This window comes from Chloroflexota bacterium (assembly GCA_020850535.1).
Taxonomy (GTDB): domain Bacteria; phylum Chloroflexota; class UBA6077; order UBA6077; family JACCZL01; genus JADZEM01.
Genome location: JADZEM010000217.1, coordinates 43,340 through 58,118, shown reverse-complemented (window position 1 = coordinate 58,118; position 14,779 = coordinate 43,340). Strand labels below are relative to the sequence as shown.

Here is a 14,779-nt window from a genome sequence, read left to right as displayed (position 1 = left end):
CGGGTTGCCATGCGGCATGCGGGTTGCATCGCCTGCGAGGTTCGAGGGGGCTTGTTTGATCCCCTCAGAATCCCGCGCAGAGACCGAGAGTCATGGCAACGCTGGCGCACGAACCGCGGTCTGGTCCGCGCCGGCGGCGGTCCCGGTTCCGGGCGTGGCTGCGCCGACGCCTCGACCGGCGCGCACGGCTCGTCATCCTGGCGCTCGTCGCGCTGCTCGCGGCCTTCGGCCTGCTTGCCAGCGTGCTCCGCGATGCCCGTGGCACGCCACTGGATATTGCCGTCACCCTGTGGATCCAGCGGCTCGACCATCCGCTGACAATACAGCTGATGGTCGCGGTCAGCGCGGTGGGGTACTGGCCGTGGAGCGACCTGATCCTCGCCATCGCCGTGGCGGCCTTCATCGGGGTCCGGTGGTATCGAGAAGGGTTGTTGCTCCTGGCGACACCGGGGGCATTCTGGCTCGCGTCGCTGGTCAAACTCGCGATCGACCGGCCGCGCCCGCCCTCGGATCTGGTCCAGGTGTTCAGCCGCGTGGGCGAGTCGAGCTTTCCGAGCGGCCATGTCACCGGCTACGTGGCGTTCTACGGGCTGGTCTTCGCGCTGGTCTACATCCGCGCACGGCCCGGCTGGCGCCGGCTCGCCGTTCTCACGCTCTGCGCGGCGATGATCGCGCTGGTTGGCGTCTCGCGCATCTACCTGGGGCACCACTGGGTCAGCGACGTGGCCGGCGGGTACGCCTTCGGCGCAGCGTATCTCCTGGTCCTTCTGGAGTTCTACCGCTGGCTGACCGGCCTGATGCGGCCGTCGCCGCCTGCGCCACCGCGGTCGCCGACGTCATCCTGACCTGAAGCAGCCTGGGTCCTGGCACGGCTTCTGCTTTTCCGCGAGGCGCCGCGCCTCACGCTCACCGTGAGGCGCTGGAGGGGTGGAGCCATGGCAACCGGGGCGCTGTCGGCCAGCGCGTATCGCGAAGTACGACGACACAGCAGCCACCTTCGCTCGTCACGGTTTCTGATCTTTGTCATGGTCGCGACGGCTACCGCCGCGCTGTTGGCCTATCTCGGCCGGACCGTCGGACAACTGCCGATGGATCTCGAACTGACGCGCTGGATTCAGGCGCTCAGCATCCCCGGCCTTGGCGCGCTTCTGCAGGCCATCGCCTGGGTCGGATTCCCGCCACAGAGCAACATCGTCTGGGGTGTGGTGATCCTGGGGCTGTTCTTGCTGGGGCTGCGGCTGGAATCGGCGATGCTGGCCTTCTCGGCGGTGGGGAGCGCCGGCCTGTGGTTCCTGATCGTGCCGCTGGTTGACCGCCCGCGTCCGTCGCCCGACCTCGTGCACGTCGCTACGCAGTTGCCCACGGGCAGCTTTCCGAGCGGCCATGTCCTGAACCTGACGGCGATCTTCGGGTTCCTGATCTTCCTGTCTATCGTCACCATCGGCAATGCCCTCTGGCGACGCCTGCTGGTCGTACTGCTCTCGGCGCCGGTCCTGACTATCGGCGTCTCGCGAGTCTACGACGGCGCGCACTGGCCGACAGACGTCCTGGGCGGGTATCTCATCGGCGGCGTCTGGCTGGCCCTGAGCATCGCACTGTACCGCGAGGCGCAGGCGTGGCTGGAGTCGCGGAGCGAACGGACGCATGCGTCGTAGTGGCGGGGCAGCGATGGGTACAATGAGGGCAGCATGGCGACCTCACCCGGCCCGGCCACGATCCCACGTGAAGAACAGGAGCAGCGCACGCGCTCGCGGGCGCTCGATCCGTACGCCGTCATCTTGCACAACGACGACGTCAACTCGATGGATCACGTCGTGCGGTCGCTGATGAAGTCCGTGCCAGGCGTCGGCATGACGAAGGCGATCAAGATCATGCTCGAAGCCCACAACCAGGGGCGGGCCGTGGTGATCGTCTGTCCGCTGGAGCCGGCTGAGCTGTACCGAGAGCGGCTGGAGAGCTTCAGCCTGACGGCGACCATCGAGCCGACATAGCCTGGGCTGACTTGGGCTGGACCGACATAACCCGGGCCGAGGTCGGCGCGCGCGTCACTCGCCGTTCCGGCGGCGCGCGGCGGCCAGCCGGTCAAGCTGCGCGCCGGCCATCAGCATCAGTACGGCCCCGCCCCCGAACGCTGCCAGCGCAGGGTAGACCTTGCCGGGCACGGCTGAGTAGTAGGCGATCATGCTGAGGCAGACGGTCGCCGCAAGCGACGTCACCAGGATTCCGACGCACATGACCGCCATCCACAGGCCAGCGCCTGCTCGTAGCATGCCCGTACCCTCTCCTCCGCGGCTACGTTCATGATACCCCAGTCGTCAAGCGCCACCGCGCGCAGAGTTGCCTCTCCGTGACGCGCTGCCTATGATCGAATCCTGGGACTGAATTGGGCGCTGGGACTGGCGCCGGACCTGTCCGGACGTGCGCGCACTCGGGAGGTGGCTGAGATGCGAACCGATCGGAACGACGCTGGCGACGCCGCCGCGTGGACGACGCTCGACACGTTCAACCCGACCCATGAGCATCGGCTGCTGCGGGAGACGATGCGCGAGTTCGTGCAGGCGGAGGTGGAGCCGCAGGCCGCCGAGCACGATCGCAACGAGCGGCTCAATCTGCCCCTCTTCCGGCGCTGCGCCGACCTCGACCTGCTGGGCCTCACCGTCCCGGTCGAGGATGGCGGGGCTGGCATGGACGCCGTGGCAGCGGCCATCGTGCACGAGGAGCTTTCAACCTCGGATCCGGGCTTCTGCCTCTCGTACCTTGCCCACACCATCCTCTTTGTCAACAACCTGACCCGCAACGCCAGCGCCGAGCAGCGCCAACGCCTCTTGCCGTCGGCCATCTCGGGCGAGGCCGTCTGCGGTATGGGCATGTCCGAGCCAGAGGGCGGCACTGACGTGCTGGCGATGCGTACGTCCGCGCGCCGCGAGGGCGACCGCTATATCCTGAATGGCCGCAAGATGTGGATCACCAACGGGGCCACCGACGACCGCACGCTGGGAGATCGGTTTCTGATCTACGCCCGGACCGGCGAGGGCGCGATCTCGACCTTCATCGTGGAGCGCGGCTTCGCCGGCTTCAGCCTCGGGCAGAAGATCGTGGGCAAGCTCGGCTGCCGGGCCTCCCCGACCGCTGAGCTGGTGTTTGACGACTGCCCGGTGCCGGCCGCCAACCTCGTGGGCGACGAGGGCGGCAGCATCCGTCACATGATGCGGAATCTCGAACTGGAGCGCGTGACCCTGGCGGCCATGTCGCTGGGTATCGGGATGCGCTGCCTGCGCGAGATGGTCCGCTGGGCCGACCAGCGCATCGCCTTCGGCCGGCCGATCCGCGACTTCGGCCAGATTCAGCGGCACATCGGCGAGTCGTACGCCCAGTGGCGGGCGGCCCGCACCTACGTCTACGACGTGGCGCGCCGTATGCGCCTGGACCGGGCCGGCAACCGGGTCGATTCGGACGGCGTCAAGCTGGTGGCGGCCACCATGGCCAAGGACGTGGCCGATCGCGCCATCCAGGTGCTCGGAGGGTACGGCTACGTCGCAGATGGCGTGGTCGAGCGGCTCTGGCGGGACTCCAAACTGCTGGAGATCGGCGGCGGCACCAACGAGGCCCACCAGAAGAACATCACCCGCGATCTGACCCGCGACGCCGAGATCCTGCTGCGGTAAGCGGCCCTGGCGCTCGTTCAGGGGACGGTCGCCAGGAAGTAGCCGGCGTCCTTTGGCACCCGGAACACGCCCTCGCGAGCGACGATCTCTCCGATCAGCTCACGCATGCGCTCCAAGAGCAACTCGCGGTGTCCGGTTTCGTCGGCCACTCGCTGGATGGCGTCGATGCGGCCACTGGCGTAGTAGCGGAGGGCTGATTCCACCGTTGGCCAGATGAACGCGTTCGGCAGTTCGTGTAGCTGGACGTTTGGGAAGACGCTTTGCACCAGCGGAAGGTTGCTGAGCGAGAAGCGCCCTCCGCCTGCAAGGTCGCCGACCACCGGGACAAATCCGAGTTCGCGCGCGGCCTGGGCGTGCAGATCGTTCAGACGAGCGCAATGGTCGGCGGCATTCGTCGAGATCAGGACGCGCCCGCCCCTCCGCAGCACGCGACGCAGCTCGGTGAGCGCCGCGCGGATGTCAGGAACGTGGTAGAGCATGTGGCAGCACAGCGCCGCATCAAACTGGCCGTCAGCGAACGGGAGGCGCTCGGCGTCACCCACCCGTACCTGGACGTTCAACCCTTCCTGCTCTGCCTGCGCTCGCGCTTCGGCCACCATACCCGGCGACGCGTCGATGCCGGTCACCTGCGCGCCTGCGCGTGACAATTGGACATGGATGCCGCCCGGCCCGCATCCAACGTCCACGACCTGTTCACCCGGCACGATGTCCAGCACCTCGGTGAAGAGCGCGTGCCAGTGGGAGGTCCGTTCGCTGTACAGCGTGTGGGCTTCGTACCGGATCTTCAGCTTTTCCGAGTCGCCATACTGGTACTGAAGATTCGCGGCATCAGTCATCCGGTCGATCATCCATTGCCCCCATCCGCGCTGAGTGGGCCGCGGCTCGGGCCAATGGTCGAGCGAGCCGCGGCCCCGGGGCAAGGATTCTTCTGTCAGCGGCGGCGTCTGTCCCAGATTTCCGGGTTGTGGATGCCGTGCGGCACCTCGCCACGCCCCGCGGCGGCGATCTGCTCGACGGCCATCGCCGCGCCGACCACGGAGGCTTCCTCGGTCGAGCCGGCCACGTGCGGCGTCAGCACGACGTTGGGCAGCGCGGCGAAGCGGTCGTTCTCCGGCGGCTCCTGCAAGCGCACGTCGAGGCCGGCGCCGCGCAGCTTGCCACCGGTCAGCGCCGCATACAGGGCGTCCTCGTCTACCAGCGCACCGCGCGCCGTGTTGATCAGGACCGCCGAGGGCTTCATCAGCGCCAGCCGCTCGGTGTTCACCAGCGACCGATTGTCGCCCGGCGCGTGCAGCGTGACGAAGTCGGCTCGACGGAACACCTCGTCGATGCTGTCCACCAGCTCGATGTTCCACTTCTCGCAGAACTCGCGGTCGGGGTACGGCTCGTAGGCGACCACCTTCATCTCGAAGCCGAACGCCCGCTGAGCGACGCCTTTGCCGATCCGCCCCAGCCCCACGACGCCGAGCGTCTTCTGCCAGACATCGCGGGCCAGTGGGCGCGACCATGTCGGCGTCCTGCCGATCCGGTCCAGCTCCACGATGCGCCGCGAGACGGCCAGCATCAATGCCCAGGCGTGATCCGCCACGGCCCAGTGATTCGAGCCCTGCGTCGTCGTGACGATGACGCCGTTGTCCGAGGCGGCGTCCACGTCCACCGTCTCGTAGCCGACGCCCCAGCGCGCCACGTGCTTGAGTGTGTCGGCGCGCTCGAAGACGCTCCGGGTGTACAGCTCATTGGACGAGGCGATGACGGCGTCGAACCCCTGGACAAGCTCGACAACCTCTTCCTCATTGGGCCGGCCGCCCGGCCAGCGGTGAGCGGTGATCTGCCAGCCCGCATCGCGGAGCGGCTGAAAACGCGGATCGTCAGCACCGCGCGAGCCTGGCGCGGTCACGAGTACCTTTGGCATCGTTGCCTCACACTCCGTGGTTTCGGGTTTCGGGTTTCGGGTTTCGGGTTTCGGGTTTCGGGTTTCGGAGGTGGAGCGTGCGCGGGGTATTGCGCTGCCCGCTCACGCACATCAGGCCATGGAGATCCCGCGAAGCAGAGAGGCCCCGCCGACGCTTCTCCCGTCATCCCGAGCGAAGCGGCCCATTCGGCAGGCCAAGGGCAAGCATCCGGAGCGAAATCGAGGGATCTTCTTGGGCGAACCGAGTACAGATGTGGGGAAGATCCCTCCATTCCGCTCGTACCTCGCTTCAGTCGGGATCACGACTGACACTGAGCAACTCTCTGATTGACGCCACATGAGCCGCCAGGTGGTCCGGGGGTGAAGCGCTCTTCCGAACGGGTCAGGGGGGAGGTCTCCCCGCCAGCCTACGTTCGGCGGTGGTCCCACACCTGCGGGTTGAGCAGGCCGTCTGGCTTCTCACCCTTCCAGCCCTGCACGATACTCTCGGACGCCATCGCCGTCATCGCGGCGCAGGTCTCCACTGTGACGCCGGCCACGTGGGCCGTCAGGATCACGTTGGGCAGCTCGTTGAAGCGCATGTCTGTCGGCGGCTCCTGCTCGCGCACGTCGAGGCCCGCACCCGCCAACCGACCACCCGCGAGCGCCGCGTACAGCGCGTCCTCGTCGATCAGCGCGCCGCGCGCCGTGTTGACCAGGAAGGCCGTCGTCTTCATCCGCCCGAGCTGCTCGGCGCCGATCAGGTGCTTGTTGTCCGAGCCGCCGGGCGCGTGCAGCGTGACGTAGTCGGCCCGCTCCAACAGCTCGTCGAGCGAGACCAGCTCGACGCCCCACTTCTCGCAGAACGCCTTGTCAGGGTACGGCTCGTAGGCCAGCACCTTCATCTCGAACCCGGAGGCGCGCTGCGCGACGCCGCGCCCGATGCGCCCAAGCCCGACGACCCCCAGCGTCTTCCGCCAGATGTCGCGGCCGGGCGGGCGCGACCAGCCGCCCTTCCGCACGATGGCGTCGTTCTCGACCACCCGCCGCCCGAGCGCGAACATCAACGCGAAGGCGTGGTCCGCCACGCCCCAGTCGTTCGCGCCCTGCGTGGTCGTGACCATGATGCCCAGCTCAGTGGCGGCCGGCACGTCCACCTGATCGAACCCGACGCCCCACCGCGCGATGTGCTTCAGCGTGTCGGCCCGCTCCAGCACGTGGCGGTTGTACGTCTCCGACGAGGCCAGGACGGCGTCATGGCCCTGCACCAGCTCCAGCAACTCCTCGGGCTTTGCGCGCGCGCCGGTCGGCTCGTAGCGGATCTCCCAGCCGGCCGCGCGGAGGCTCTCCAGATAGGGATCGTCCAGCCCGGTCACGGAGGGCTGGGTAATCAGCACCTTTGGCATGGCAACTCCAGGGTGTTGGGTCGTGGGTCGTGGGTCGTGGGTCGTGGGTCGTGGGTCGTGGGTCGTGGGTCGTGGGTCGTGGGTCGTGGGTCGTGGGTCGTGGGTCGTAGATGTTGGTGAAAGCATGCAAGCTCCAATTGTCATCCTGAGCGCAGCGAAGGACCTCACCCGCTGACGCGAACGCTGACGGTCAAGCGGGTGACACGAACGTTGACCGTCAGCGGGTGGGGTGCAACGTGACGCTCGGCGGGTGGCGCGAGCGTTGACGGTCAGCGGGTGAGATCCTTCGCTGCGCTCAGGATGACATGGGAACTTGCAAGGATGCACTGAAACCGCCGTACACGTGAACCCGTTTGCTTCCACGATCCACGATCCACGATCCACGATCCACGGCCTACGACCCCGAAAACGTCCGGCGCTTCTCCCAGGCTCCGGGCGTCAGCAGCCCGTGCGGCTTCTCGCCGCGCCAGCCGCTCAGGATGCTGTCCACCGCCATGTGACTCATGGCGGACACTGTCTGATGGGTGATACCGGCGTTGTGCGGGCTCAGGATGACGTTGGGCAGCGTGTTGAACCGCGTGTCCGTGGGTGGCTCCTGCTCCCGCACGTCCAACCCGGCCCCGGCGATCTGCCCCGAGGTGAGCGCGTCGTACAGCGCGTCCTCGTTCACCAGGCCGCCGCGTGCCGTGTTCACAAGGTAGGCCGTCTTCTTCATCAGCGCCAGCCGCTCGCGGTTCACGAAATGGTGCGTGTCCGCGTTGAGCGGCAGGTGCAGCGTGACGTAGTCAGCCTCGCGGAGCAGCTCCTCGGGCGAGACGAGCTTGATGCCCAGCTCGGCGCACGCTTTCGGGTCGGCCCAGGGGTCGTGGCCCAGGATCTCGGCCTCGAAGCCGTGCACCCGCTGCGCCACGCCGCGCCCGATCCGCCCCAGCCCGAAGATGCCGACCTTCTGCCGCCAGAGGTCGTCGCCGATGGCACGCGTCCAGCCCTTCTCCATCATCTCCAGGTGCGCCGACACCACCAGGTGCCCGCAGGCCAGCATCAGTGCCACGGCGTGATCGGCAACGCCCCAGTCGTTCGCGCCCTGCGTCGTCGTGACCAGGACGCCTTCGTCGGTGGCCGCGTCCAGATCCACCCGGTCGAAGCCGACGCCCCAGCGGGCGACGTGCTTCAGGCTCCGGGCCTGGGACAGCACCTTGCGGGTGTACGGCTCGCCGCCGGCCACCGTCGCGTCGACGCCTTCGAGCAGCTCGATCAGCTGATCCTCGTTCGGTCGGACACCTTCGGGAACCTGCTTGACGGTCCACCCGGCGGCTTCAAGCTTGTCCAGCGGCGATGGATCTCGGGTCACAAAGAACGGAATAGCGATGAACACGGTTGGCATCGGTAGACCCCTTCTGGCCAGGGACGGTAGCACGCGCGCTCACCCCCTGCCTACTCGTCGGCTGGAAAGACGGGCTATCCTGAAGCATGCTGCACGAGAACCTGTCCGCCGCCGAGTCCGATGCCGTCGTCGAGCTGCTCCGCGACCTGCTCCGCACGTCCAGCGTGAACCCGCCCGGCGACGAGGAGGGTGTCGTTCGGGTGCTGGCCGAGCGAGCCGCCGCCTGGGGCTTTGCGCCTCAGATCGTCGACGTCCTGCCCCGTCGACCAAACCTGCTGGTGACCCTCACAGGGACCGGCGAGCGCCCGGCCGTCATGCTGTCCGGCCATGCTGACACGGTCCCGCCCGGCGATGTCGCCTGGGACCATGGGCCGTTTTCGGGCGATCTGGTGGATGGCGAGCTGTGGGGGCGCGGCGCGACTGACATGAAGGCCGGGTTGGCCGCGATGCTGGTGGCGATGGCCTCCGCGCGCCGACAGGGCTGGCGGCCGAAAGGCGACGTGCGGTTCGCCGTGACCATCGGCGAGGAGGTGGACTGCGCCGGCGCGCAGCACCTGCGCGACACCGGCGGTCTGGACGGCGTCGGCTGGATCGTCATCGGCGAGCCGACCAACCTGGACGTGGTCGCGGCGCATCGGGGCGCGATCTGGCTCCAGATCATCGGGCAGGGGAAGACGGCGCACGGCTCGATGCCGCATCTCGGCATCAACGCCATCGAGCACGTCATCACGTTGCTGCGCTGGCTCGGCGACCGCTGGCCGAAGGTCCCGTACACCCCGCACGAGCTGCTGGCCCCGCCCACCATGAACCTCGGGACGATCAGCGGGGGCATCAAGACGAACGTCGTGCCGGACCGCGCCGAGGCGACCGTCGATCTGCGGACGCTGCCCGGGCAGGATCACGACCAGATCGTGCAGGAGATCCGCGACATGGCCGCCGAGCTGGAGTCGACGACGCCGGGCCTGCGGCTCCAGATCAACGTCGGGAACGACATGCCGCCCGTGGAGACGCCCACCGGGCACCCGCTGATCCGCGCAACCGCCGCCGCGGTCACCGAAATCTCGGGCGCCGAGGCGAAGGTACGCGGCGCGACGTACTACACTGATGGCGGCATGTGGGTCGGCGCCGGGATCCCGATGGTCATCTTCGGGCCGGGCGATGACAAGCTGGCGCACCAACCGAACGAGCGCGTGGCGGCAGAGCAGCTCGTGCGGGGTGTTCGTGGCTACCTCGCGTTGCTGGAGCGGCTGCTCGGCTGACGACGACGCGGGACGCCTGCCCTGGAGAGAGGGTGGAGAACTCGGGAGGGTTCTCGTGTCCAACATGACCAAGCGCGAGCGCGTACTGGCGGCACTGGCCGGCCAGGAAGTTGACCGTCCGCCTTACGCCTTCTGGGCGCACAACTTTGCGCGGGAGAACAGCGCTGAGGATCTGGCTGCCGAGACGCTGCGCGTCCTGGCCGATTTCGACTTCGACTTTCTGAAGCCGCAGACCCGGGCGCAGGCGTTCGAAGAGGCGTTCGGATCCGTCTGGCAGGCGTCAGGCGAGCGGACCGTCAACCCGACGCTGGTCAAGACCGCCGTGTCAACGCCGCGGGAGCTGGACTCGCTCCGCCCGGTCGACTGGACGTCCGGCCCGCTCGGGGAGCAGCTCGAAGCCTTGAAGCTGATCCGGGCGGCCGTTGGCGACATCCCGATCATCTGGACGATCTTCAACCCGTTGATGATCGTGCGGCGTCTGCAGCCGGGCGACGTTGTTGCGCTGCGGTCGGCCATGCAGGAGCACCCGGCCGCGCTGCGGACCGCGCTCGATGCCGTGACCGAGACGATGGCCGGCTACGCTCGCGCGGCGCTGGCGGCGGGCGCAGACGGTCTGTTCTACGCCACCAACATCGGGACCGACGGGCTGGTTACGCAGGATGAGTACCGTGAGTGGGCCGTCGCCGACGACCTGAAGATCCTCGACGCGGTGTCGGACGGCGCGTTCAACCTGCTGCACACCTGCGGTGAGGCCGTCTTCTTCGACATCTTCGCCGAGTATCCCGCCCACGCCTTCAACTACTCGCTGGGCGGCCGCAACCCGAGCCTGCGCGCCCTGGCCGACCGGACCGGCAAGGCGGTGGCCGGCGGCGTGACCACCAAGCCGGCCGACCTCAACCTCAAGCCCGGGGACGTGGCCCGCGAGGTCCAGGCCGCCATCGACAACACCGGCGGTCGGGGCCTGCTGGTCGCACCGGGATGCTCCAACACGCCGTCTGTTGCCGACAGCGTGGCGTCGGCGGCACGTGACGCCCTGCGCGCAAGGGCCTGAGCGCCGAGGTCCACAAGGAGCGTCCGATCCGGAGGTCGGGGACGTCGGTTCCCAGGGCGATTGCGTGTTCGTCTGTGTTCCCGAAACGCCGTCAATGAGCGGTCGGGGTTTGAAAGCCCCGACGGGGCCGCACGACGAGGCCATCATGCAATCGCCCTATGCCCGTCCCCGACGCCTCTGGATGCCTGCTACACTTTGTGGCATGTACTTGAGTAGCCCGCTCGACATTGTGACGTTTCTGAAGGCACCTCGACGTCTCGGAAAGCGTGTTGTGCGTGGCGGCGTCGGTGAGTAGGGGAGCGATCAGATGGGAGATCAGATGCGACGTAGCACCGTGCTGACGCGTCGCCGTTTCGTCGGGCTGCTGGCCGTGGTGAGCGGCGGACTGCTGGCCGCCTGCCAGCAACAGCCCGCCGCGCCCGCCAAGCCAGCGGAGTCGAAGCCGGCCGAGAGCAAGCCGGCCGAGAGCAAGCCCGCCGCGGCCGCACCGGCCGCGACCAATGCGCCGGCCGCCAAGACGGAGGCGAAGCCGGCTGAGGCCGCCAAGCCGGCCGCCGATGCCAAGCCGGCCGCCGGCGCTGCGCCGGCCGGCACGCTCACCATCGCCCAGGGCATCGATCCCGATACGCTCGATCCGCAGGCCACCGCCTCGGCTGCTGTGTGGAGCATCACGCTCAACATCTACGACACGCTGCTCACGCGCGACAAGGAAGGAAAGCTCCAGCCGGGGCTAGCAACGTCGTACAAGAGCATCGACGACAAGACCTGGGAGATCAAGCTCCGCGACGGTGTCACCTTCCACAACGGCGAGCCGTTCAACGCCGACTCGGTGAAGTACTCCATCGAGCGGGTGCTGGACCCGGCCACCAAGGCGGTCATGGCCTCGACGCTGAACACCATCGGCGAGGTTCAGATCGTCGATCCGCTGACGGTGCGGCTGGTCACCAAGGCGCCGGATCCCTCGCTGCCGAGCCGCCTCTCGATGAACTATGGCCACATGCTGCCGCCGAAGTACGCGAAGGAGGTCGGGCCGGAGGGCGTCGCCAAGAAGCCGGTTGGGGCCGGCCCGTACAAGTTCGTGTCCTGGCAGAAGGACGAGGCCGTCACCCTCGAAGCCGTGCCGGGCCACTGGCGCGAGCCAAAGGTCAAGACGGTCGTCTTCAAGCCGATTCCGGAGGGCGCGGCGCGCGTCGCTGCCGTCAAGACCGGGGCCGTCGACATCGCCGCTGCGATCCCGCCCATCGACTTCGAGTCGATCAAGAACGGCGACAAGACCACCGGCATCGAGGTCACCAGCAACCGCGCCTTCCTGATGAACCTCGATACGATCAATTTCGAGCCGTTCAAAGACAAGCGGGTTCGGCAGGCGCTGAATCACGCCGTCGACGTGGACGCGATCATCAAGAACACGCTCAACGGCTACGGCAAGCGGCTGGCGAGCTCGGTGATCCCCGAATGTTTCGCCTACAACGCCTCGATCAAGCCGTACGAGCACAACATCGACAAGGCCAAGGCGCTGCTGGCCGAGGCCGGCTTCCCGAACGGCTTCGACGTGCAGCTTGACAGCACCGATGGGCGCTATCCGCAGGACAAGGAGATCGCCACGGTCGTCGCCGGGCAACTGGCGAAGGTCGGCGTCAACGTCAAGGTGCAGACGTTTGAGTGGGGCAGCTTCTACGACGGCGTCCAGGCCAAGAAGCGCGCGCCGATCCATGACATCGGCATGTCGACCGAGCTGTTCGACCCGGACAACACGTTCTCGACGCACTTCCACTCCGGGCGTGGGACGATCTGGGCGCGCTGGAAGAACGACGAGTTCAACCAGTTGGCCGACATCGGGCGGACCACCCTGGACGAGGCCAAGCGGCGCGAGGCGCTGATGAAGGCCCAGCTGATCCAGCACGACGAGGCCCCGATGATCTTCCTGCAACAGATCACCTACCTCTACGGCGTCAACAAGCGCGTCAAGGGCTTCGAGCCGACCAACCTGGAGCCGATCATCATCTGGTCGGCGTCGGTCAGCTAGTCAGCCGCCATCGTGCAGCGGTACATCCTTCGTCGTCTGATCCAGGGAGTCGCCGTCGTCTTCGGCGTCTCCCTGGTCACGTTCGGCCTGCTCTTCGCGACCGGTGACCCGGCCGCGCTGCTGCTGCCGCTCGACGCGACCCAGCAGGAGCGCGATCAGGTCCGCGAGCGGCTCGGCCTCAACGATCCGATCCTCGTGCAGTACGGACGGTTCCTCTCGGGGGCGGTGCGCGGCGACTTCGGCCGCTCGATTCGCCAGTCCGAGCCGGCCCTCTCCCTGGTCATCGAGCGGCTGCCGGCCACGCTGGAGCTGACCCTCGCGGCGATGGCAATTGCCGTGCTGGTGGCCGTCCCGGCCGGGCTGATCGCGGCGGCGTGGCGCGGCACCATCGTCGATCAGGCCGCGATGTTCGTGGCGCTGCTCGGGCAGAGTATCCCCAGCTTCTGGCTCGGGATCATGCTGCTGCTGTTCTTCTCGGTCCAGCTCGAGCTGCTGCCGCCGTTCGGGCGGGGCGGCTGGCAGAACCTGATCCTGCCCGCCGTCACGCTGGCGATGTACAGCATGGCGCGGACGGCGCGGCTGGTCCGCTCCGGGCTGATCGACGTGCTCGGGCAGGACTACATCCGCACGGCGCGCGCCAAGGGCCTGTCGGAAGCGCTGGTGTTGCGCCGCCATGCCCTCCGCAACGCGCTGCTGCCGGTCGTGACGGTGCTCGGGTTGGATCTCGCGCACTTGATCGGCGGCGCGATCATCGTCGAGACGATCTTTGCGTGGCCGGGCATAGGCCGGCTGGCCGTCAGCAGCATCGGCGGGCGCGACTACCCGGTCGTTCAGGCCGCGGTCTTCCTGGTAGCTGTCGCCTACACTGTCGTCAACTTCCTGGTCGACGTGCTCTACGCCTATCTCAATCCACGGGTGCGCTTCAGCTGATGTCTGGAATCGTCACCTCGGCCGGCACGACTGCCCCGGCCCTCCCGGCCGCGGCGCGGCGTCGCCGGCTGACACTGCCGCGCAGACCATCGGCGCTGATCGGCCTGGCGATCCTCGCGCTGGTCGTGCTCTCCGCGATCTTTGCGCCGTTCATCGCGCCGCACGACCCGAACGATCAGGACGTCGCCCGGCGGCTGCGTCCGCCGTTCCAGGCCGGCAGCGCCTACGTCCTCGGCACCGACCAGGTCGGGCGCGACGTGCTCAGTCGGATCATCTACGGGACGCGCGTCGCCCTGCTGGTGGGCCTGTCGGCGGTGGCCCTCTCGGGGGCCATCGGCATCTCGCTCGGACTGCTCTCGGGCTTCTACGGCGGTCTCGTGGACGACGTGATCGGCTGGGTCTCGAACGTCGAGCTGGCGTTCCCGTTCGTCCTGCTGGCTATCGCCGTGGTCGCGGTGATCGGCGCGAACCTCGTCAATCTCATCGTGGTGCTCAGTATCGTGGCCTGGGTGACCTACGCCCGCATCGTGCGTGCCGAGACGCTGGTCGTCCGCGAGCAGGAATTCGTCCTGGCCGCGCGCACGCTCGGCGTGGGCGACCTCCGCATCCTGTTTCGCCACATCCTGCCGAACGTCATGACGCCAGTGATCGTGATCGCCACCTTCGAGGTAGCCCGCATGATCATCTCGGAGGCGTCGTTGTCGTTCCTGGGGCTGGGTGTGGAGCCGCGCATCCCCAGTTGGGGCTCGATGCTGGCGGACGGCCGGCAGTACCTCGCCACAGGCTGGTGGATCGCCACGTTCCCAGGCCTGGGGATCATGCTGACGGTGCTGGCGATCAACCTGGTCGGCGACTGGCTGCGCGACGTGCTGGACCCGCGCCTGCAGGATTGACCTCCACTCCGTGTGCGCGTTTGGGCGGGGTGGTTTCGGTCGCCGACGAGACGTCCTCGCGTGCAAAGCGTGCGACTCCGCCTTGTCATCCTGAGCGCAGCGAAGGACCTCACCCGCTGACGCGAGCGTTGACGGTCAGCGGCTACTGTTGCCGTGGCCGCGCGTTCAGGACAGTGAAGGGCGTCACCCGCTGACGCGCCACGTGACGGTCAGCGGGTGAGGTCCTTCGCTGCGCTCAGGATGACAGTGGGGTGCGTGCGCTCGACATCAGCCG

At 67.9% G+C, this 14,779-nt stretch carries 14 protein-coding genes; 9 read left to right on the top strand and 5 right to left on the bottom strand.

All coding sequences use genetic code 11. From position 1 onward, the window contains the following. The first annotated feature begins 92 nt into the window (after positions 1 to 92). The 3 genes from IT306_29915 (at position 93) to IT306_29905 (ending at position 1,991) form a co-directional block, all read left to right on the top strand. Positions 93 to 845, top strand: coding sequence for a phosphatase PAP2 family protein (locus tag IT306_29915; protein ID MCC7372667.1), 753 nt, complete (start codon positions 93 to 95; stop codon positions 843 to 845). Between the two features lie 90 nt (positions 846 to 935). Continuing rightward, positions 936 to 1,655, top strand: coding sequence for a phosphatase PAP2 family protein (locus IT306_29910; GenBank protein ID MCC7372666.1), 720 nt, complete (start codon positions 936 to 938; stop codon positions 1,653 to 1,655). 33 nt (positions 1,656 to 1,688) lie between these two features. Further along, the gene (locus tag IT306_29905) at positions 1,689 to 1,991 is read left to right on the top strand and encodes an ATP-dependent Clp protease adaptor ClpS (GenBank protein MCC7372665.1); all 303 of its coding nucleotides are present in this window, start codon (positions 1,689 to 1,691) and stop codon (positions 1,989 to 1,991) included. Between the two features lie 54 nt (positions 1,992 to 2,045). On the opposite strand, the gene IT306_29900 is transcribed toward IT306_29905, so the two are convergent. Next, entirely contained in the window at positions 2,046 to 2,234 is a 189-nt protein-coding gene (locus IT306_29900; protein ID MCC7372664.1) for a hypothetical protein, read from the bottom strand. A 210-nt stretch (positions 2,235 to 2,444) separates the two neighbouring features. Here IT306_29900 and IT306_29895 point away from each other — a divergent pair, with 210 nt between their 5' ends. Next, entirely contained in the window at positions 2,445 to 3,665 is a 1,221-nt protein-coding gene (locus tag IT306_29895) for an acyl-CoA dehydrogenase family protein (GenBank protein ID MCC7372663.1), read from the top strand. Between the two features lie 17 nt (positions 3,666 to 3,682). Here IT306_29895 and IT306_29890 read toward each other — a convergent pair whose 3' ends face one another. The 4 genes from IT306_29890 to IT306_29875 all read right to left on the bottom strand — a co-directional run bounded on the left by IT306_29890 (position 3,683) and on the right by IT306_29875 (position 8,346). Next, positions 3,683 to 4,585, bottom strand: coding sequence for a class I SAM-dependent methyltransferase (locus IT306_29890; GenBank protein ID MCC7372662.1), 903 nt, complete (start codon positions 4,583 to 4,585; stop codon positions 3,683 to 3,685). An 11-nt stretch (positions 4,586 to 4,596) separates the two neighbouring features. Continuing rightward, complete coding sequence (locus tag IT306_29885) at positions 4,597 to 5,577, bottom strand: phosphoglycerate dehydrogenase (protein MCC7372661.1); 981 nt, start codon at positions 5,575 to 5,577, stop codon at positions 4,597 to 4,599. A gap of 407 nt (positions 5,578 to 5,984) precedes the next feature. Further along, positions 5,985 to 6,962 (bottom strand): phosphoglycerate dehydrogenase, encoded by a 978-nt coding sequence (locus IT306_29880; protein ID MCC7372660.1) that lies wholly within the window; start codon positions 6,960 to 6,962, stop codon positions 5,985 to 5,987. A gap of 394 nt (positions 6,963 to 7,356) precedes the next feature. Next, a complete protein-coding gene (locus IT306_29875) occupies positions 7,357 to 8,346 on the bottom strand; it encodes a phosphoglycerate dehydrogenase (protein MCC7372659.1) in 990 nt (329 codons plus the stop codon). 86 nt (positions 8,347 to 8,432) lie between these two features. Between IT306_29875 and IT306_29870 the strand changes: the two genes are divergently transcribed. The 5 genes from IT306_29870 to IT306_29850 all read left to right on the top strand — a co-directional run bounded on the left by IT306_29870 (position 8,433) and on the right by IT306_29850 (position 14,505). Further along, positions 8,433 to 9,605, top strand: a complete 1,173-nt coding sequence (locus IT306_29870; protein MCC7372658.1) for a M20 family metallopeptidase — start codon at positions 8,433 to 8,435, stop codon at positions 9,603 to 9,605. 55 nt (positions 9,606 to 9,660) lie between these two features. Next, a complete protein-coding gene (locus tag IT306_29865) occupies positions 9,661 to 10,656 on the top strand; it encodes a hypothetical protein (GenBank protein MCC7372657.1) in 996 nt (331 codons plus the stop codon). 319 nt (positions 10,657 to 10,975) lie between these two features. Further along, complete coding sequence (locus tag IT306_29860; protein ID MCC7372656.1) at positions 10,976 to 12,682, top strand: ABC transporter substrate-binding protein; 1,707 nt, start codon at positions 10,976 to 10,978, stop codon at positions 12,680 to 12,682. A 12-nt stretch (positions 12,683 to 12,694) separates the two neighbouring features. Further along, complete coding sequence (locus IT306_29855; GenBank protein ID MCC7372655.1) at positions 12,695 to 13,612, top strand: ABC transporter permease; 918 nt, start codon at positions 12,695 to 12,697, stop codon at positions 13,610 to 13,612. Continuing rightward, a complete protein-coding gene (locus IT306_29850) occupies positions 13,612 to 14,505 on the top strand; it encodes an ABC transporter permease (protein ID MCC7372654.1) in 894 nt (297 codons plus the stop codon). The genes IT306_29855 and IT306_29850 overlap by 1 nt, the downstream gene beginning before the upstream one ends. Positions 14,506 to 14,779 lie beyond the last annotated feature (274 nt).

What these genes read in the sequence shown, in the direction of transcription:
- IT306_29915 (MCC7372667.1), top strand. Translation starts at nt 93, where the DNA reads ATGGCAACGCTGGCGCACGAACCGCGGTCTGGTCCGCGCCGGCGGCGG.
- IT306_29910 (MCC7372666.1), top strand. Translation starts at nt 936, where the DNA reads ATGGCAACCGGGGCGCTGTCGGCCAGCGCGTATCGCGAAGTACGACGA.
- IT306_29905 (MCC7372665.1), top strand. Translation starts at nt 1,689, where the DNA reads ATGGCGACCTCACCCGGCCCGGCCACGATCCCACGTGAAGAACAGGAG.
- IT306_29900 (MCC7372664.1), bottom strand. Translation starts at nt 2,234, where the DNA reads ATGTGCGTCGGAATCCTGGTGACGTCGCTTGCGGCGACCGTCTGCCTC.
- IT306_29895 (MCC7372663.1), top strand. Translation starts at nt 2,445, where the DNA reads ATGCGAACCGATCGGAACGACGCTGGCGACGCCGCCGCGTGGACGACG.
- IT306_29885 (MCC7372661.1), bottom strand. Translation starts at nt 5,577, where the DNA reads ATGCCAAAGGTACTCGTGACCGCGCCAGGCTCGCGCGGTGCTGACGAT.
- IT306_29880 (MCC7372660.1), bottom strand. Translation starts at nt 6,962, where the DNA reads ATGCCAAAGGTGCTGATTACCCAGCCCTCCGTGACCGGGCTGGACGAT.
- IT306_29875 (MCC7372659.1), bottom strand. Translation starts at nt 8,346, where the DNA reads ATGCCAACCGTGTTCATCGCTATTCCGTTCTTTGTGACCCGAGATCCA.
- IT306_29870 (MCC7372658.1), top strand. Translation starts at nt 8,433, where the DNA reads ATGCTGCACGAGAACCTGTCCGCCGCCGAGTCCGATGCCGTCGTCGAG.
- IT306_29860 (MCC7372656.1), top strand. Translation starts at nt 10,976, where the DNA reads ATGCGACGTAGCACCGTGCTGACGCGTCGCCGTTTCGTCGGGCTGCTG.
- IT306_29850 (MCC7372654.1), top strand. Translation starts at nt 13,612, where the DNA reads ATGTCTGGAATCGTCACCTCGGCCGGCACGACTGCCCCGGCCCTCCCG.